This is a genomic window from Mesorhizobium sp. (assembly GCF_017306585.1).
Lineage (GTDB): Bacteria > Pseudomonadota > Alphaproteobacteria > Rhizobiales > Rhizobiaceae > Mesorhizobium.
The window spans coordinates 23,088-41,357 of the sequence record NZ_JAFKIC010000142.1; the positions used below are offsets into that span (position 1 = coordinate 23,088).

Annotated in this window: 15 protein-coding genes; 9 read left to right on the forward strand and 6 right to left on the reverse strand. The window is 64.1% G+C overall.

The window, feature by feature from the left end; translation table 11 throughout:
* Positions 1–3: 3 nt before the first annotated feature.
* Both J0I79_RS15185 and argH read right to left on the reverse strand, forming a co-directional pair.
* Positions 4–210, reverse strand: a complete 207-nt coding sequence (locus J0I79_RS15185; protein WP_292859976.1) for a lipoprotein — start codon at positions 208–210, stop codon at positions 4–6.
* Between the two features lie 138 nt (positions 211–348).
* Positions 349–1,749 (reverse strand): argininosuccinate lyase, encoded by a 1,401-nt coding sequence (argH, locus tag J0I79_RS15190; RefSeq protein ID WP_292859979.1) that lies wholly within the window; start codon positions 1,747–1,749, stop codon positions 349–351.
* A 37-nt stretch (positions 1,750–1,786) separates the two neighbouring features.
* On the opposite strand from argH, the gene J0I79_RS15195 reads away from it, so the two are divergent.
* Entirely contained in the window at positions 1,787–2,467 is a 681-nt protein-coding gene (locus tag J0I79_RS15195) for a TlpA disulfide reductase family protein (protein ID WP_292859982.1), read from the forward strand.
* Positions 2,468–2,480: 13 nt separating this feature from the next.
* On the opposite strand, the gene J0I79_RS15200 is transcribed toward J0I79_RS15195, so the two are convergent.
* Positions 2,481–4,913, reverse strand: coding sequence for an EAL domain-containing protein (locus J0I79_RS15200; protein WP_292859985.1), 2,433 nt, complete (start codon positions 4,911–4,913; stop codon positions 2,481–2,483).
* Between the two features lie 499 nt (positions 4,914–5,412).
* Here J0I79_RS15200 and J0I79_RS15205 point away from each other — a divergent pair, with 499 nt between their 5' ends.
* From J0I79_RS15205 to J0I79_RS15220, 4 genes are all read left to right on the forward strand, one after another.
* Positions 5,413–6,765, forward strand: coding sequence for an extracellular solute-binding protein (locus J0I79_RS15205; protein ID WP_292859988.1), 1,353 nt, complete (start codon positions 5,413–5,415; stop codon positions 6,763–6,765).
* A 155-nt stretch (positions 6,766–6,920) separates the two neighbouring features.
* The gene (locus J0I79_RS15210) at positions 6,921–7,805 is read left to right on the forward strand and encodes a sugar ABC transporter permease (protein WP_292859991.1); all 885 of its coding nucleotides are present in this window, start codon (positions 6,921–6,923) and stop codon (positions 7,803–7,805) included.
* A 7-nt stretch (positions 7,806–7,812) separates the two neighbouring features.
* Complete coding sequence (locus J0I79_RS15215) at positions 7,813–8,727, forward strand: ABC transporter permease subunit (protein WP_292859994.1); 915 nt, start codon at positions 7,813–7,815, stop codon at positions 8,725–8,727.
* A 14-nt stretch (positions 8,728–8,741) separates the two neighbouring features.
* Complete coding sequence (locus J0I79_RS15220) at positions 8,742–9,839, forward strand: sn-glycerol-3-phosphate import ATP-binding protein UgpC (protein WP_292859997.1); 1,098 nt, start codon at positions 8,742–8,744, stop codon at positions 9,837–9,839.
* Between the two features lie 15 nt (positions 9,840–9,854).
* On the opposite strand, the gene J0I79_RS15225 is transcribed toward J0I79_RS15220, so the two are convergent.
* From J0I79_RS15225 to J0I79_RS15235, 3 genes are all read right to left on the reverse strand, one after another.
* The gene (locus tag J0I79_RS15225; protein ID WP_292860001.1) at positions 9,855–10,937 is read right to left on the reverse strand and encodes an ABC transporter ATP-binding protein; all 1,083 of its coding nucleotides are present in this window, start codon (positions 10,935–10,937) and stop codon (positions 9,855–9,857) included.
* Positions 10,934–12,514 (reverse strand): iron ABC transporter permease, encoded by a 1,581-nt coding sequence (locus J0I79_RS15230; protein ID WP_292860004.1) that lies wholly within the window; start codon positions 12,512–12,514, stop codon positions 10,934–10,936. The genes J0I79_RS15225 and J0I79_RS15230 overlap by 4 nt, the downstream gene beginning before the upstream one ends.
* Before the next feature lie 164 nt (positions 12,515–12,678).
* Positions 12,679–13,686: an iron ABC transporter substrate-binding protein gene (locus J0I79_RS15235; protein ID WP_292860007.1), complete on the reverse strand. Its 1,008-nt coding sequence runs from the start codon at positions 13,684–13,686 to the stop codon at positions 12,679–12,681.
* 341 nt (positions 13,687–14,027) lie between these two features.
* Between J0I79_RS15235 and J0I79_RS15240 the strand changes: the two genes are divergently transcribed.
* The 4 genes from J0I79_RS15240 (at position 14,028) to J0I79_RS15255 (ending at position 18,232) form a co-directional block, all read left to right on the forward strand.
* Entirely contained in the window at positions 14,028–14,579 is a 552-nt protein-coding gene (locus J0I79_RS15240) for a sigma-70 family RNA polymerase sigma factor (RefSeq protein WP_292860010.1), read from the forward strand.
* A 1-nt stretch (position 14,580) separates the two neighbouring features.
* Positions 14,581–15,219 (forward strand): NrsF family protein, encoded by a 639-nt coding sequence (locus tag J0I79_RS15245; RefSeq protein WP_292860013.1) that lies wholly within the window; start codon positions 14,581–14,583, stop codon positions 15,217–15,219.
* Positions 15,220–15,421: 202 nt separating this feature from the next.
* Entirely contained in the window at positions 15,422–17,341 is a 1,920-nt protein-coding gene (locus J0I79_RS15250) for a PAS domain S-box protein (RefSeq protein ID WP_292860016.1), read from the forward strand.
* Positions 17,342–17,545: 204 nt separating this feature from the next.
* Entirely contained in the window at positions 17,546–18,232 is a 687-nt protein-coding gene (locus J0I79_RS15255) for an outer membrane beta-barrel protein (protein WP_292860019.1), read from the forward strand.
* Positions 18,233–18,270: the final 38 nt, after the last annotated feature.

The window sequence follows — 18,270 nt, forward strand, 5'->3', positions numbered from 1 at the left end:
GGCCTAGATCAGCGGGTCGAGGATAAACTTCTTGTCCTGGACCGGTTTTTCCGGCTCCGGCGGCACAGGCTGGTGGGCCTTCTCGGCATCCTTGCGCGCCTGGACCGCCGCCGCATAGGGGGTGTCGAGAGGCGCTTTGCGGCCGCAGGCGGTTACGGCGGCCATCGCCGCCAGAAGCGTCAGCGTCACCAAGATCCTGCTTCCGGTCATCGATCCATCCGTCCGAAACATTTGCCAGCCGCCGCTTTTAGCCGAGTTCTCGGCGCATTGCACCCCGGATATTGCTGGGCGCAATATCTGGAATATTGCCGATTGAATATCCCGGATACTGCGACGCACCAGCCGGCATTACGCCTTTGCGATGCGCTTTTTCCAATAGCGGATCTGCTTCCTCACTTCCGACGGCGCCGTGCCGCCGAAACTCACCCGGCTCTTGACCGAGTTCTGCACCGCCAGGACCGAGAAGATGTCGGATGTGATGCCGGGATTGATCGATTGCAAATCCTCCAGCGAAAGCCTCTCCAGGCTCACTTTCTTCTCTTCGGCCAGCGCCACCGCACGGCCGGTGACATGATGCGCCTCGCGGAACGGCAGGCCCAGCGTGCGCACCAGCCAGTCGGCAAGGTCGGTGGCGGTGGCGTGGCCGGACCCGGCGGCCTTCTTCATCGCGGCGGCGTTGACCGTCATGTCGGAGACCATGCCGGTCGTGGCCGCCAGCATCAGGTCGAGCGTCTCGGCGGCGTCGAAGATCGATTCCTTGTCTTCCTGCATGTCCTTGCCATAGGTCAGAGGCATGCCCTTCATCACCGTCAGCAGGCCGACGAGATGGCCGTTGACGCGGCCGGTCTTGCCGCGCACCAGCTCGGCGGCGTCGGGGTTCTTCTTCTGCGGCATGATCGAGGAGCCGGTCGAGAAGGAATCCGACAGCCTGATGAAGCCGAACTGCGGCGTCGACCAGATGATGATCTCCTCGGCCAGACGCGACAGATGCGTGGCGCAGATCGCCGCCATGCCGAGGAATTCCAGCGCGAAATCGCGATCCGAAACGCTGTCGAGCGAATTGCGCATCGGCTCGCGGAAGCCGAGCGCGCTCGCGGTCCGGTGGCGGTTGATCGGGAAGCTGGTGCCGGCGAGCGCGGCCGCGCCGAGCGGGCTCTCGTCCATCCGTTCAATGGCATCGCGCACGCGTGACAGGTCGCGCGAAAACATCTCGACATAGGCCATGCAGTGATGGCCGAAGGTGACCGGCTGCGCCGCCTGCATGTGGGTAAAGCCCGGCATCACGGTGGCAGCGTGTTCCTCGGCCCGTTCGAGCAATGCCGTGATCAGCCCTTTCAGCGCCTCGGCGACGCGAAAACATTCGTCCTTGACCCAGAGCCTCAGATCGACCGCCACCTGGTCGTTGCGCGAGCGGGCGGTGTGCAGGCGGCCCGCCGCCGGACCGATCAGGTCGGCGAGGCGTGCCTCGACATTCATGTGGATGTCCTCGAGCTTCGTCGAGAACTCGAAGGTGCCGGCCTCGATCTCCTTCAGGATCGTGTTCAGCCCCGCCGCTATTTTTTCTTGATCGGCCGCCGAAATAATGCCCGTTTGCGCCAGCATTTCGCTATGGGCGATCGAGCCTCTGATGTCCTGGGCATAGAGCTTTCGGTCGAACGAGATCGACGCGTTGATCGCTTCCATGATCGCGGCCGGACCCGAGGCAAATCGTCCGCCCCACATCTGGTTGCTGGTCTTCTTGTCGCTCATCGCTATAAAACCCGTGCTTCGGAGCAGTTTTGAGAACATGGCAGACGGAAACAGATTCTTCCCGGCCCCGCGCCTGATCCTCGCCGCCCTGGTGGCGGGAGCGCTGGCCGGCGCGGTGGCGGTATATGTCAGCGAGAGCCGGTCTGGCAACAATGCCGCGCCGCAAGTGGCGGCCGGCGACAGCAAGGACGATGTTGCCTGCGCCGCCAAGAGCGACCGCGCCAAGAAGGTCGCGGCCGCCGCCACCGGCGAGGTCGCCGCACTTTTGCCGGCCGACCCGCCGCAATCGATGAAAAGCCTGGCCTTCAACGGCCCGGACGGCAAGCCGATGACCATCGCCGGTCATGCCGGCAAGACGGTGCTCATGAACCTCTGGGCGACATGGTGCGCGCCATGCCGCGCCGAAATGCCGGCGCTCGACGCGCTGCAGAAGGAAAAGGGCAGCGACAAGTTCGAAGTTGTCGCCGTCAATGTCGATGCCGGCGACGATGTGAAGCCGAAGAAGTTCCTTGCCGATACCGGGGTGCACACGCTTGGCTACTACCGGGATTCGACGATGGCGCTGTTCAACGACCTGAAGACGCGCGGCCTGGCGCTCGGCCTTCCCGTCACCATGCTGATCGACGGCGAAGGCTGCCTGATCGCCCATATGAACGGTCCGGCCGAGTGGGCAGGCCCTGACGCCAAAAGGCTGGTCGAGACAGCCCTTGGCTCATGAGCGGCCGGCTGAATTAGGCTGACCGGACCCGCTGCCTGGGCATCGCGGGCGGCTGCTCCTCGGGATTGGGCGCGGCTGGAGCGCGATGTCCGGTCAGATCGTCAAACGCCTCGATCGGCGCCGGCTTGCCCAGATAGTAGCCCTGGCCGATCTCGCAGGCCTCGGCGTCCAGGAACTTCAGCTCGCCCAGCGTCTCGACGCCCTCGGCCAGCACCGGCAGGCCGAGGCCGCGCCCCAGTCCCAGCACGGCACGCACGATAGCCGCAACCTGGCCGTTCGTATCGACCGCCTTGATGAAGGAGGCGTCGATCTTGATCTTGTCGAAGGGAAAAGCGCGCAGGTTCGACAGGGAGGAATAGCCGGTCCCGAAATCGTCCATGGCCACGTGCACGCCCAACGCCTTGACCTGCCGCAGGGTCGCGAGCGCGCGCGGCATGTCCTTCACCAGCGCGGTTTCCGTAATCTCAAGTTCCAGCCTGGCCGGGGCGAGGCCCGACTTCAGCAAGGTCTCGTGGACCTTGCGGCTGAAATTGGGATTGTGAAGCTGTACCGCCGAGACATTGACGGCGACCGTCAGCGGGTTCTCCCAACTGGCGGCTTCCTCGCAGGCAGCCTCGAGCACCCAGTCGCCGATCTGCCCGATCGCGCCGCTATCCTCGGCCACCGGGATGAAGATGGCAGGGGAAACGTCACCCCGTTCAGGGTGACGCCAGCGGATCAGGGCCTCGAAGCCGACCATCCTGCCGCTGCTGATCTCTTTCTGCGGCTGATAGACGAGGTAGAATTCACCGCGCACCACGGCCTGGCGCAGTTCATGCTCCATCACGCGCTTGTCGCGGGCCTCGGCGCCCATCGACGCCTCGAAATAGCGGTATGTGTCGCGGCCTTCGGTCTTGGCGCGGTAGAGCGCGGTGTCGGCATGGCTGATAAGGCTGGTCTGATCCTCGGCATCCAGCGGATAGATCGCGATGCCGATGCTGGCCGAGACAAGGCCGCCGCCGACGGCCGCCCGGTTTTCCTCGCGCATGGCGGCAAGCACCGAAGCGGCGATGCGGCCGGCCGCCTGCGGGTCGGGCAGGTTCGGCACGATAATGGCGAATTCGTCGCCGCCGAGGCGCGCAAGCATCTGCCCGTGGCGCAGGACGCCTCCGGCGCAGCTTGCGACCTTCTGCAACATGGCGTCGCCGGCGCCGTGCCCATAGAGGTCGTTCACCTCCTTGAAGCGGTCGAGGTCGAGCAGCAGCAGCGCGAGATGCCTGCCTTTGGCGGTCGCCGTCCGGTTCATCGACGCAATCTCGGCCTCGAGACGGGATGAAAACGAGCGGCGATTGGCAAGCCCTGTCAGAGGATCGAAATGGGCGAGCCGGAGGATTTCCTCTTCCGCCTTCTTGCGTTCGCGTATATCGCGCACGGCAATGACGTCGTGGGGTTTGCCGCAATAGTCGATGCTTCGAGCGATCAGTTCGACGGGAATTCTCGTCCCGTCGCGGTTCTTCAATTCCGCCTCCCGAGGCTGGCCTTCGAGCATGGCGGCATCGGATGTGATCCCTGCCTCGAAAAGCCTGCCCAACTCCATACCGTTCAGCGTTTCGGCCGGGGTGCCGGTCAGCTTGCCCATGCTGTCATTGGCGCTGACGATACGGGTGCCGTCGCAGACGATCAGCCCCTCGACGGCGGCATTGGCCAGGCCGTGCATCCGTTCGACCTCGAGCTTCTGGCGGCGGAAGCGCAGATCGATCCACAGCGCCGACGCCGCCAGCACCAGGATCACCAGTGTGGCCGCCGCCGCCGCGAAAGCCTGCGAGGTCGGCGCGATCGTATATTCGGATATGACGATCGAGGAATCGGGAAAGATGGAGACGGCGCCCATGCCGATGAAATGCAAGGTGCAGATCGCCAGTGTCAGCAGCACCGCGCTGGCGCATGCCGCCGGGAAGGAAGAGCGGCGCAGGACGACGCGCAGGGCGAGCGCGGCCAGCGCGACGCCGGCCACCAGGGAAACGGCGACCAGCAGCAGATTCCATTCGATCCGGCCCTGGACCTCGAATGCGGCCATGCCGATGTAATGCATGGCGGCGATGCCGCCGCCCAGGACGGCGCCGCCGACCAGATGATAATCGAGTTCGTCGCGCAAGGTTGCGATCCACATGCCGGCGGCCGTCAACGTGACCGAGGCGGCGAGCGAGAGTACCGAAAGCTCCGGGTCGTAGGCGCTGGGTATGCCGGGCGTGAAGGCGAGCATGGCGATGAAGTGCGTTGCCCAGATGCCAAAACCGGTCGACGTGGCCGCGATCATCAGCCAGGCAAGACGGTTCCGGTCGGTGGAACGACTGATGTGATGAAGCAGATTGGCAGCCGAGAAGCAGGAAATTCCGCAAACCAGCGCGGCCAGAACAACCAGCCTCAGATCGTGCTGGTTCACGATACAGTTGTAGACCGTCAACATCTTATTTCCCCCGAGCCGCCGGAAATAAAAAACGAAATACGACTGATTAATGCTTGGCCATTGAAGGATCGATGAAGTCTTCTGCAACCATAGCGTGCTTTTCGGGCGCAGACGGCGACGTCCGGTCGAAGCAAGCCGCAGTTTCAGGAGACGCGCCGCTTTCGGGCGGATGCCGCCGCCGGGGGAATAATGGTCCGGGCAGAGCCGCGGACCGACAACCGCCAGGCATCATGACCAGCCATTGCGCCAGCGCCCGGCTGATCGCTTAGCCGGATAATCATGGCCATTCCGTTTCTAGCCTTTACGTCTCCGGCCGCCGTCCTAGCTACCTGGTTGCCGGTCCGACGTTTTGATGCCGGCCAAGCCGCCGAAGGAGAGGAAACGAACAGCTGTGCAAAGGCCCGGGGCCGACAACAGAACTGTCACATACCTTCTCTAAGAGAGCGGGCAAGGACTTGCGCAAGAACCCTTGTCACCAGCCACTCAAGAGGGAAAAACCATGACCATCATCAAGCGGGGCGCTGTCGCCCTTGCCGCCGGCGCGCTCAGCTCCTTGCTGGCGATGCCCGCCTTTGCGGAGCCGGTAAAGTTCGATTTCTGGTTCGGTCTTTCGGGCGATCTCGCCCGGGTCGTCGACACGATGTGCAAGAACTTCAACGAATCGCAGAAGGACTACGAGGTCGTCTGCACCAGCCAGGGCAATTACGACGCCACGCTGCAGAACACCATCGCCGCCTTCCGCGCTGGCAAGCAGCCGACCGTCGTCCAGGTCTATGACGTCGGCACCGCCACGATGATGCTGTCGGGCGCCTACAAGCCCGCCGACAAGCTGATGGAAGAAAATGGCTACAAGATCGACTACGCCGACTATTTCCCCGGCATCGCGCGCTACTACGCGACCTCCAAGGGCGAGATGCTGTCCTTCCCGTTCAATTCCTCGACCGCGCTGATGTACTGGAACAAGGACGCCTTCGCCAAGATCGGCAAGACCGAGGCGCCCAAGACCTGGGAAGATGTCGGCGCCGACCTCAAGGCGATGAAGGACGCCGGCTATGAATGCCCGATGGCCATCAACATCTCGGCCAACGAAAGCTGGCAGCTGATGGAGCAGTTCTCGGCGCTTCACAACCAGCCGATCGCCACCAAGAACAACGGCTATGACGGCCTCGACGCCCGCCTGGAGGTCAACAAGACCAAGTTCGTCCAGTACGTCACCGACCTCAAGAAGTGGTATGACGCCGGCCTGATCAAGATCAAGTCGAAGGATCTCGGCCAGGACATGGTGCAGGCCTTCGCGACCGGCACCTGCCAGGTAATCCTGACCTCGGTCGGCGACCATGGCACGGTCGGCCGCACACAGAAGGAAGGCATGAACTGGGACGTCGCCGAACTGCCTGTCTATGCCGGCACCGAGCGCAAGAATTCGCTGGTCGGCGGCGCCTCGCTGTGGGTGCTGTCCGGCAAGTCCGACGCTGAATACAAGGGCGCGGCCGCCTTCCTGAACTTCATCCACGATCCCAAGACGGCTTTGTTCTGGTCGAGCAACACCGGCTACATCCCGGTGACCAAGTCGGGCTTCGACTTCATGAAGTCCAGCGGTTTCTACGACAAGGCTCCCTACAAGGGGCGTGAAGTCGCGATCGCCAGCCTGACCGCGTCCGAGCCGACCGAAATCACCCGCGGTATCCGTTTGGGCAATTTCACCCAGATCCGCGCCGAGTTCGGCACGCAGATGCAGGCGATCTTCGCCAACAAGGTGAGCGTCCAGGAAGGCCTCGACACGCTGGTCAAGAACGGCGACGCCATCCTCGACCGCTTCCAGCAGACCTATCCGGGTAAGACCCTGCCCTGATCCCGGATAGTTCAATGGCCGCCCGCCAGACACGGGCGGCCATTTCGCATCGGCTGTGATCTTGCGTGTGTCTCCCGAAACCGGTTCCCACTTTCGGGAGACATGCTTTAGTCTCATCCCGGGCGGTTTGACGGTTCAACGGCATCGGCGGATCGATGGAAAAACGCGTCACTTTCAGCAAATGGACGATCGGCATCCTGTTCGCGGTGCCGCAGCTCATCCTGATTTTCACCTTCTTCTACTGGCCGGCAGGCCAGGCGGTGTACTGGTCGCTGACGCTTCAGCAGCCCTGGGGTGGCGGCAATATCTGGGTCGGGCTCGACAATTTCCGCTCGATCCTGTCCAACGCCGACTATTGGAACTCGATATCGGCCAGCCTCGTATTCGCGGGCATCAGCACCGGCTTGGCGATGTTCATCGCGCTTGTGCTTGCCGCTTTGACCGACCGGCAACTTGCCGGCTCATGGCTCTACCGCGTGGTGCTGATCTGGCCCTACGGTATCGCCGCACCCGCGCTCGCGCTGGCGTTCCGCTTCATCCTGGCGCCCGAAGCCGGCTTCATGGCCGTCGTCAACAAGGTCTGGCCCGGCGTCTGGGATCCGGGCCTAGACGGGGCCGATGCCATGGCTTCGATCATCGTCGCCTTCTCGTGGAAGTATGTCGGCTACAATTTCATCTTCTTCCTGGCCGCGTTCCAGGCCATCCCGCGTTCGTTGATCGAAGCGGCGGCGATGGACGGCTCCGGCGTCATCAGGCGCTTCTGGGACATCCAGTTCCCGCTGATCACGCCGACCATCTTCTTCCTGCTGGTCATCAACATCACCGAGAGCTTCCAGGATTCCTTCGGCATCGTCGACATCATGACCGCCGGCGGGCCGGCCAACGCGACCAATCTGATGGTCTACAAGATCTATTCGGACGGGTTCAAAGGCCTCGACTACTCGGGCGCCGCCGCGCAGAGCATCATCCTGATGCTGCTCATCATCGTCCTCACCATCGTCCAGTTCCGCTTCATCGAGCGGCGCGTGCATTACAGGTGAGATGGTTATGGTCGAGCGCACCCCATTCCTCAATTTCTTCACCCATCTGATCCTGTTCGCCGGCTTCGTTTTCTGCGTCGCGCCGTTCGTCATCGTGGCGATCGCGGCCTCGCACAATCTCAAGGATGTCAACGACGTGCCGATGTCGCTGCTGCCGGGCAGCGACTTCTGGGTCAACATCAAGACCGCCTGGGTTACGGCCGATCTCGGACCGAAGCTGCTCAACTCCTTCATCGTGGCTGGCGGCGCCGCGGCCGGCAAGGTGATCGTCTCGGCGCTGACCGCCTTCTCGATCGTCTATTTCCGCTTTCCCGGCCGCACGTTGATGTTCTGGCTGATCTTCATCACGCTCATGCTGCCGCTCGAAGTGCGTATCGTGCCGACCTATGCCGTGGTCGCCAATGTGCTCGAGCCCTACCAGGCGATCCTGGACGTGACCGGGCTCTCCTGGCTGATCGAAAAGATATCAGGTGTACGGGTCTCGCTCAGCCGTGGATTGCTCAACAGCTACAGCGGCCTGATATTGCCGCTGGTCGCCACCGCCACCGGCACATTCCTCTACCGGCAGTTCTTCCTGACCGTGCCGGATGAGCTGACCGAGGCCGCGCGCATGGATGGCGCCGGTCCGTTGCGCTTCTTCGTCGATATCCTGCTGCCCTTGTCGCGCAACAACATGGCGGCTCTCGGCACCATCATGTTCCTGTGGGCCTGGAACCAGTATCTGTGGCCGTTGCTCATCACCACCGACCAGTCGCGCGCGATGGCGGTCACCGAGCTGAAGCAGCTCATTCCCAATGTCGGCGGCTCTCCGGAGTGGCATATCGCTATGGCAGGCACGCTCATCGTCATGCTGCCGCCGCTTATCGTCGTCGTGCTGATGCAGCGCTGGTTCGTGCGCGGCCTCATCGTCACCGAGAAATAAAAGGGAGACGGAAAATGGCCTCCATCACGATACGCGGCGTCAAGAAGAACTACGCCAAGACGCAGGTCGTGCACGGCGTCGATCTCGATTTCGCATCGGGCGAATTCGTCGTCATTCTCGGGCCGTCCGGCTGCGGCAAGTCTACGCTTTTGCGCATGATCGCCGGACTGGAAGAGATTTCCGACGGCACGATCGCCATCGACGGTACGGTGGTGAACAAGCTCGAGCCGCGCGAGCGCGGCTGCGCCATGGTGTTCCAGAACTACGCGCTCTATCCGCATATGAGTGTCGCCCAGAACATCGGCTATTCGCTCAAGGTCGCCGGCATCCCCGCCGCCGAGCGCGACCAGCGCATCCGGGCGGTGGCCCGCACGCTGGAGCTCGAACATCTGCTCGACCGCAAGCCGATGGCGCTTTCGGGCGGCCAGCGGCAGCGCGTCGCCATGGGCCGCGCCATGATCCGTGAGCCGAAAGTGTTCCTGTTCGACGAGCCGTTGTCCAATCTGGACGCCAAGCTGCGCGTCCAGATGCGTTCCGAGATCCGCAAGCTGCACCGCCGGCTCAATGCGACCTCCGTCTTCGTCACCCACGACCAGGTCGAGGCGATGACACTCGCCGACCGGCTGGTGGTCATGAATGGCGGACGCGTCGAACAGGTCGGCACGCCGGGCGAAATCTACACGCGTCCGGCCAGCCGCTTCGTCGCCACCTTTGTCGGCGCGCCGGCGATGAACATCCTGGAAGGCACCGTCGAACTCGACGGACTGTCGCTGCTCGACGGCAGCCGGCGCCTGTCGATCGCGCGCGCCGGCCTGCCGGTCGGCACGAAGGTCGCCATGGGCATCCGGCCGGAAGCGGTCCGGCTGGTGGCGCCGGGCACATCAGGCGCCCTCAACGCTACCGTCGACCTCGTCGAGGAACTTGGCGCCGGGCGGGTGATCTACGCCGATCTAGACGGGGCGCCGTTCTCGGTGATGACATCGGAGGCCATCCACCCCGAGCCCGGCAGCACGGTCGGTCTGAAGCTTTCAGCCGACGACATGCATTTCTTCTCCTCCGAGACGGGCAGCCGCCTCGATGTCTTCAAGGCATCCGTGCCCGAGCCGGTCTAAATCCTCACCGGAACCTTATGCGAAGACGTGGGCCTTTCCGGACACGGTGAGCCGTACGATCTCTCCTACCGCTGGCGCGTCCATGCCGGATCTGCGCAGGATCAGCGGCGTGCCGCCGATCGCGGCGGCATCGGGCGGATCGGCATTGTTCAGAAGCCGCACCGCGATCGTGCATGTCGAGCCGGCGAATTCCGATTCCGTCACTTCGCCGAACAGCATGTCCGATGTGCCCGACATGCCCTCGCGCGACGTTCGCTTCAGCCCGATCTGTTCCGGCCGCAGCATGATGCGGACGACATCGCGGCTGTCCTTGGTGTCGACCGCGATCCGGCCCAGCGGCGAAATGGCGAAGCCGCCGGAGATGCTGGCCGGCAGGATGATGGCATCGCCGAGGAACTCGGCGATCATCCTGTCCTTCGGCTTGAGATAGAGGTCGCGCGGCGTGCCGACCTGCGAGAATCTACCGTCGCGCATGACCGCCACCTGACTGGCGAAGGACAGGGCCTCGGCCTGGTCGTGCGTCACCAGTATGGTGGTAATGCCCGCGGCTTCCAGCAGTTCGGCCACCGCCTTGCGCATCGAGGCGCGCAGGCCGGTGTCCAGCGCCGAGAACGGCTCGTCGAGCAGCATCAGCCTGGGCTTCATCGCCATGGCGCGGGCGAGCGCCACGCGCTGCTGCTGGCCGCCGGAGAGCTCATGCGGGCGGCGTTTGAGGATGGCTTTGTCCAGTCCCACGATATAGGCGAGTTCGACGATGCGCTCGGTGCGCTTGTCCTGGCCGCGATCCATGCCGAAACCGATATTGTCCGCTATGGTCAGATGCGGGAACAGGGCGCCGTCCTGCGCCACCACGCCGATGCCGCGACGATGCGCCGGTACGGCGGCGCCGCCATTGGCCAGCACTTCGCCGTCGAGCACGATGCGGCCCTGGTCGGGCGCCTCGAAGCCGGCGATAAGCCGCAGCAAGGTGGTCTTGCCGCAACCGGAAGGGCCGACGATCGCCGTGCGGCTGCCGCTGGCGACATTGAGGTCGACGCCGGCCAGTGCGGCGACGGGGCCGTACTGCTTTTCCAGGCGGCTGATTTCGAGAAAGCTCATCGTCCGGCCATCCGCTTCGACTGGACATAGAGCAGCCAGGTCAGGGGCAGTGACATCGCCACCATGATGAAGGCATAAGGCGCTGCGGCGGCATAGTCGATCTCGCCGCTGTAGGACCAGAACGCCATGGCCAGTGTGCGGGTGCCGTTCGGCGCCAGCATCTGGGTCGCGGTCAGCTCGTTCATGATGCCGAGCGCCACCAGCGCCATGCCGGCCGCCGCGCCGGGCGCCGAGAGCCGGATCGTGGTTGACCAGAGCGCGTTGAGCGGGCGCCGGCCGAGGCTGGACGCGGCGCGTTCGAGCTCGACCGGCGCCTGGGCGATCGAGGCCCGCAGGCTGACCAGGGCGCGCGGCAGGAACATGAGGGCATAAGCAACCAGGATGGTGAACAGCGTCTGATAGAGCGGCTGCGCGATGCGCACGGTGATTGTGACCAGCGCCAGCGCGATGACGACACCCGGTAGCGAGCCGACGATATAGTTGCAACCCTCCAGCAGACGCTGCAGCGGTCCCGGCGCGCGGATCGAGATCCAGGCCATCGGCATCGCAGCAATGGTGGCGAGCAGCGCGCCTGCAAGCGACAGGAACAGCGTTTGGCCAAGCGCCAGGCCGATCTCGTCGAGGCGCCAGACGCCGGCGCCGCCCGCAAGGAGCCAGCGGCCAATGGTGACGAACGGCACGCCAAGCGCCAGCAAGGTGGTGATGACGAGCAGGGCCAGGCTCGGGACGGTTGCGCGGCCGAGGCTCATGCGTTGCTGATGGCGCGCCGCGCCGGAACCGACACGGGCATAACGCTCCTCGCCGCGCACCAGCACTTCGATGCCGAGCAGTACGAAGCAGCAGGTCGCCAGCACGCCGGCCAGCATGTTGGCCGCCGGCCCGTTGAAGGTCGACTGGAACTGGTCGACGATCGCGGTGGTGAAGGTGTCGAACCGGATGAAGACATAGAGGCCGTATTCGGCCAGCAGGTGCAGGCCGACGAGCAGCGAGCCGCCGCAGATGGCGAGCCTCAGCTGCGGCAGCACGACGCGTCGGAACACGCGCCAGGGTCCCAGGCCAAGTGCTGCGGCCGCGTCTTCCAGCGCCGGATCGAGCCGGCGGAGCGCCGCCGACACCGGCAGATAGAGGAACGGGAAATAGGCGATCACCGACACCAGCACGCCGGCCCACAAGCCATGCAGTCCGGGCACCAGGGTGATCCAGGCATAGGAGTGCACGAAGGCCGGAATGGCGAGCGGTGCAACACATAACCAAGCCCACAGGCGGCCGCCGGGCAGGTCGCTGCGCTCGGTCAGCCAGGCCAGCGCGACGGACAGCACGATGGCGATCGGCACGGAGAGCAGCACCAGCAGGGTGGTGTTGACCAGGAGCTCGCCCACGCGGGGCCGGAAGACCAATGCCGAGACCGTCTCCCAGCCCGTCTGGATCGCGATCCAGATGATGAAGGCGAGCGGCACGAGCGCCAGCAGCGAGACGGCCACAGCGGCAGTGACGATCCAGGGCGCGACGCGCCGATGCGTCCGCCGGCGCGTCTTGGGCGGCAGGCTCGTGCGTGAAAGATCGACCGCGGACTGCATCAGTCGAGATGCCGGGCCGTTGCGGCGCCGGTGGCGGCAATCTGATGGCCGCTATCGCGGCCGGAGAGGGAGCATGCCGTCATCGACAGGTCTCGAAAAACAAAGCGCTCCCGCGGGGTTACCGCGGGAGCACGGTCGGACGTCCTTATTAGGACGAATGGCAACTAAAGCAAGCCGGCTGCCGTCATCAGGTCGGTGACCTTCTTGGAGTTCAGCGTTGCCGCATCGACCTTCGGCGCCTGCAGGTCGGCGAGCGGCACCAGCTTCGGATTCGACTGCGCATCCTTGCCGACGGCGTATTCGAAGGAGGTTCCGTTCTTCAGAACGTCCTGGCCGCCTTTGCCGGTCACCCACTTCAGGAAGGCCTGCGCTTCCTTCTGATGCTTGCTCGAGGCGAGCACGCCGCCGCCCGAGACCGAGACGAACGCGCCCGGATCCTGGTTCTTGAAGTAGTGCAGTTCGACATTGCCGCTGTTTTCGCCGGTCTTGGCCTGATCGCCGAAATAGTAATAGTGGTAGATCACGCCGCCTTCGATCTCGCCGGCATTGACCGCTTTCATCACCGTGGAGTTGCCTTTGTAGGCGGTGAAATTGGTCTTCATCGCCTTCAGCCAGTCGGCGGTGGCCGCTTCGCCCTTGAGCTGCAGCAGCGCGCTGACGATAGCCTGGAAGTCAGCGCCCGAAGGCGACGCGGCCCAGCGGCCCTTCCAGCTCGGGTCGGCGAGGTCGAGCAGCGACTTGGGCAGCTTGTCGGCGCTGAGCTTGGTCTTGTTGTAGGCGAATACGGTGCTGCGCGCGGCCACGCCCACCCATTTGCCGGTGGAAGGCTGATAGTCCTGCGGCACCTGGGCCAGCGTGTCGGCGTCGACCGGGGCGAACAGGCCGGCTGCTTCGACCAGCGCCATGGCCGGCGAATTCTCGGTCAGGAAAACATCGGCAGGCGAGGCAGCGCCCTCGGCGACGATCTGGTTGGAAAAGTCGCTGTCGCCGCCATTGCGCAGCGTGACCTTGATGCCGGTTTCCTTGGTGAAACCTTCAGCCCATTCCTTGGCCAGGCTTTCATGCTGGGCATTGTAGACGACGATGCCATCGTCCTCGGCCATCGCCGGACCGCCGATCAGGCTGACAACAAGCGCCGTGGCGCCAGCCAAGGTGGAAAGAGCATATTTCATGGGGTCATCCTTGATCCAGGGGTTGGCGCGCCCACCTATCGATACATGACCATAGTAGTCAACATTTTTGGCCGCGCACAGGCATAAACGTCGGCATCGGGCGGATAATTCCGGGCAGCGCGAAATTGTTTTTCCCGGCGGCCGGATGGAGGCGGAATGCGAAATGAATCAAGCCGTTGCCCGGGCCCCGATGGCGCGATGCCGCCGACGGCGGGGATGGCCGGGCTGAAGTCGCAGGCCCGCAAACTTTCGTGATTTGCCCGCAGTTTGGCTTGGACATTATTTCGCCGGCCACGTAACAAATCAGTGCCGAGACACGAAAATCGGGGGAGTGAACTCTTGTGAGCGGCAAGGACGAGGCCGAGCTTTCCCGGCTGTTGCGGGCCGCGATCGCGGGAGATGAGAAGGCCTACGCCGATTTTCTCCACCGGATCGCCGCGCTGGTGCGCGGCTTTGTCCGGCGCAAGATCGTGCAGGGCGGGGTCGATCCCGAGGATGTCGTGCAGGAAACCTTGCTGGCCATTCATGTGAAGCGGCATACCTGGCGCCAGGAAGCGCCGGTATTGCCGTGGGTCTATGCCATAGCCCGCTTCAAGCTGATCGACGCCTTCCGGCGGCGTGGCCGGCGTATCGAGATCGACGTCGACGATATCGCCGAGACTTTTGCCGAGCCCGAAACCGAGACCGTCAGCGAGCGCGACATCAACCGGGCGCTGGACGGGCTGCCGCCGGCGCAGCGTTCGGTGGTGTCGTCCGTATCGGTGGAAGGGCGTTCGATCGGCGAGACGGCGGCGAAATTCGGCATCACCGAGACAGCGGTGCGCGTGTCTTTGCATCGGGGGTTGGCCGCCATAGCCAAGCGGTTCAGCCAGGGGCGCTTCGGGCGGGAATGACATGAGGACCGAGGATCTCATCAAGGCGCTGGACGCCGACATCAGCAGCAAGGCGATGCCGCTGCGGCCCGCATGGTGGCTGGCAGCCGGTGCCGCCGTTATCATCGCGGCCGCGGTCTTTTGGATGACGATCGGCCCGCGTACGGATTTCATGGTGGCCGCGCACACGGTGCGCTTCCTCTCCAAATTCGTTTTCACCATCGTGCTCGCCATCAGCGCCTTTGCCCTGATCCGCACCCTGTCGACGCCAGGCGCGGCGACAGGGCGCGCAATGGCCTGGATGGCCGCGGCGCCGCTGCTGGTTGCCTTGGCGGTGGTCCTGGAACTCTTCATGGTGCCGGAGAGACTTTGGGGCACGCGCATGGTCGGCTCCAACATGATGATCTGCATGGGCTTCATCCCGCTGATCGGCATCGGCCCGCTGGCTGTCTTCCTGTGGATGCTGCGCTACGGCGCGCCGACGCGCCCGGTGCTTGCCGGCACGGTGGCGGGCCTGCTTGCCGGCGGCCTGGCGGCGACCTTCTATGCCGCACACTGCTTTGACGATTCGCCGCTGTTCGTCGCCACCTGGTACACGATCGCTATCGCGGTCCTCGCCTTGCTTGGCGCGCTCGGCGGGAGGTTTTTCGTGCGCTGGTAGCAGGCTGCACGCGAGCGCGCATACCGATCCTTAATCATGCCGGCGATTGTTTGCCGGTTGTCCATATCCCCAGTACCCCGGGCGCAACCTTTCCTTAAAATCGATCCTTCAGGGTTTTTACGGGAAAAAGCGATTGCCCACGGGGGTGGCACGGGTCGTGACATTGCGCGGAATGATCGGGCCGAAGCCCCACAAACATGCATTGAGCCTGCTTGTGCTCAGCCTTGCCGTGGTGGCCGTCCTCGTCCTGTTTTCCAGGGTTGCCCTCGGTCCCGAAGGGCTGAAATTCTGTCTGCAAGCGTCGGTCGTGGCGACCGGCTGCGCGCTTTTCTTCGCCTATCTGGTCATCGGCCGGATCTCGGACGATCGCCGCCAGATCGCGCAGAGCGAGCAGCGGTTCCGCCGCGCGATGGAGGATTCATCGATCGGTATCGCCATCGTCGGCCTCGATGGGCGTATCCTCGAAACCAATCCGGCCTTTGCGGCCATGCTGGGCTACAGCCGCCAGGAGATCGAGGCGCTGACCTTCTTCCAGATCACGCACCCTGACGACCTGCATATCGGGCGCGAAACCATGGAGGGCATGAAAGCGGGCACGGTCGACGCCTTCCATTTCGAGAAGCGCTACCTCAAAAAAGACGGCATGCCGATCTGGGCCCGTCTTGCCGGCTCCGTCATTCGCGACGAGAAGAGCGGTATTCCGCTCTATCTGGTCTCACAGATCGAGGACATCGACGCGCGCAAGCAGGCCGAGGCGCGCATCGCCGAGGCCGAGACGCGCTGGAATTTCGCGCTGGCCGGTGCCGGCCAGGGGGTCTGGGATCTCAATATGCGCAGGGGCGGCACGACCTACTCCTCGACCTGGGTCAAGATGCTGGGCTATGCGGAAGGCGAACTCGACGGCGATCCCGACCACTGGCTGACGATGATCCATCCCGATGACCGCGAGGCGGTCCTGGCGGCCGATCGCGCCCATCTGGAAGGCAATACGGAATTCTTCGAGGCCGAGTTCCGGATGCGCCACAAGGATGGCCATTGGATCTGGATTCTCGATCGCGGCAAGGCGATCGAGCGCGATGGCGACGGACAACTGATCAGGGCGATAGGCAGCCTTACCGACATCACGCAGCGCAAGCAGGCCGAGGAACGCCTCATCGTCTCGGCCGCGATGCTGGCCGACGAGAAAGAGCGGCTCAGGGTGACGCTGCGGTCGATCGGCGACGCTGTCATCTGCACGGATGCCGCCAACCGCGTCACCTTCATGAACCCGGTGGCCGAGAAGCTGACCGGCGTTTCCGGCAGCGAGGCGCTCGGCAAGATGCTCGGCCATGTCTACTGGGCGGTCGACGAGGAGACGGGCCACAGGATCGGCGTGGCGCGACCCGCGATAGGCGCCGACGCCCGGGCGGATCAGAACAGCCGCGCTGTTCTGATCCGGCGCGACGACACACGCTGCAGCATCCGTCAGGTCGTTTCGCCCATCGTGAACGAGCGCAACGAATTCTGCGGTCTGGTTATCGTCTTCCAGGACTTCACCGATGCACGCGCCCTGCAGCGGCAGCTCGCCCATGCCGCCGCGCATGACGCGCTGACCGGCCTTGCCAACCGTTCAAGCTTCATCCGCACGATGGAAGACCTTGTAGACCAGGCGCGCAGGAATGGCCCGACGGCCAGAGGCGGCCAGCAGTTCATGTTCATCGACCTCGATCACTTCAAGCTGGTGAACGATACAGGCGGCCACGCCGCCGGCGACGCCTTGCTGAAGCGGGTGGCCGAGGCCATGCGCGGCGTGCTCGGTCCCGACGACATCGTTGCGCGGCTGGGCGGTGACGAATTCGCGGTCATCCTGAAATCGGCGTCGGCTGCCGGCGCCGGCATCGCGGCGCGTTCGATCATCGATGCGATCCGAGGTCTGAACTTCAGCTGGGAAGGCCGCCCGTACCAGATCGGCGCCAGCATCGGATTGGCGCCGATCGACAAAGGCTGCGGCGAAGCCGACGAGATTATCGCCAGGGCCGACGCGGCCTGCTACGCGGCCAAGGCAGCAGGCCGTGGATGTGTCTCGGTATCGCCGGACCAGGAAATCAGTTCGGGCAACGAACAGATGGCCGCGGCCTCCTGACGCAAACGCGTTCGCCGATCGCGTGGGCAGCGCCGCGGCTGGCGTGTCCGCGTTTACCCGTACCTTTCCCTAGTTGTCCGTGTCGGCGCTCGCTTTTCATCACTACCGTTTCCAATCGGAATCGGTGGGTTGCCCTTGGACAGATTCGTGCCGGTTCCCTCTCAGGCGCAAATGCGGCGGCATGCCGACTCAGAAGGAATCTCAATGAAACGTCTTATCGCTCTTGTCTTCGCTCTCGCCCTTCCTGCGGCCAATGCCTCGGCCGCGGATATTTCCGCGGCACCCGTCCAGCAGGCCTACGACTGGAGCGGGGTCTATATCGGCGTTCAGGGCGGCTATGGCTGGGGGCGCGGCGACTGGCGCGACAATGTAGGATACAGCACCGCCAATGACGATGTCAGCCCGCGCGGCGGATTGGGCGGCATCCATGCCGGCTACAACTGGCAGAGCGGCATGTGGGTTCTGGGCATAGAGGGCTCCTGGTCCTATGCCGACATTTCCAGGACGGAACAGACGCCAAGCGGATCATCCACGCGCGAAACCCGGTTCCGCGACATCGCGACGCTCACAGGGCGCGTTGGCGCAGCCGTCGGGGATACGTCATTCCTTTACCTGCGCGGCGGCTACGCCAATGCCCGGATCAACACACATTCGCTGAACACGTTCGGCACATCCAGCGACCAGGGCTCCCGCCGCAGCGGCTATGTCATCGGGGTCGGCTGGGACTATGCGTTCGCGCCGAACTGGATCGCCGGGCTGGAATTCGACCATATGGACTTCGGCTCGAAGTTCCTCGGCTCCGAGTTCAATACCGGTCCTTGCACCGGCTGCGGTTCCAACATCGATGCGAGCCTGTCCACCGTGACCGCGCGGGTCAGCTATAAGTTCTGACATCCGACGCGAGGCGGGCCATCCAAACGAAAGGCGCC

Excerpts from the sequence above, each read along its gene's own strand:
- J0I79_RS15205 (WP_292859988.1), top strand. The coding sequence starts at position 5,413 with ATGACCATCATCAAGCGGGGCGCTGTCGCCCTTGCCGCCGGCGCGCTC.
- J0I79_RS15215 (WP_292859994.1), top strand. The coding sequence starts at position 7,813 with ATGGTCGAGCGCACCCCATTCCTCAATTTCTTCACCCATCTGATCCTG.
- J0I79_RS15200 (WP_292859985.1), bottom strand. The coding sequence starts at position 4,913 with ATGTTGACGGTCTACAACTGTATCGTGAACCAGCACGATCTGAGGCTG.
- J0I79_RS15225 (WP_292860001.1), bottom strand. The coding sequence starts at position 10,937 with ATGAGCTTTCTCGAAATCAGCCGCCTGGAAAAGCAGTACGGCCCCGTC.
- J0I79_RS15220 (WP_292859997.1), top strand. The coding sequence starts at position 8,742 with ATGGCCTCCATCACGATACGCGGCGTCAAGAAGAACTACGCCAAGACG.
- J0I79_RS15185 (WP_292859976.1), bottom strand. The coding sequence starts at position 210 with ATGACCGGAAGCAGGATCTTGGTGACGCTGACGCTTCTGGCGGCGATG.
- J0I79_RS15255 (WP_292860019.1), top strand. The coding sequence starts at position 17,546 with ATGAAACGTCTTATCGCTCTTGTCTTCGCTCTCGCCCTTCCTGCGGCC.
- J0I79_RS15210 (WP_292859991.1), top strand. The coding sequence starts at position 6,921 with ATGGAAAAACGCGTCACTTTCAGCAAATGGACGATCGGCATCCTGTTC.
- J0I79_RS15235 (WP_292860007.1), bottom strand. The coding sequence starts at position 13,686 with ATGAAATATGCTCTTTCCACCTTGGCTGGCGCCACGGCGCTTGTTGTC.
- J0I79_RS15245 (WP_292860013.1), top strand. The coding sequence starts at position 14,581 with ATGAGGACCGAGGATCTCATCAAGGCGCTGGACGCCGACATCAGCAGC.
- argH (WP_292859979.1), bottom strand. The coding sequence starts at position 1,749 with ATGAGCGACAAGAAGACCAGCAACCAGATGTGGGGCGGACGATTTGCC.
- J0I79_RS15230 (WP_292860004.1), bottom strand. The coding sequence starts at position 12,514 with ATGCAGTCCGCGGTCGATCTTTCACGCACGAGCCTGCCGCCCAAGACG.
- J0I79_RS15195 (WP_292859982.1), top strand. The coding sequence starts at position 1,787 with ATGGCAGACGGAAACAGATTCTTCCCGGCCCCGCGCCTGATCCTCGCC.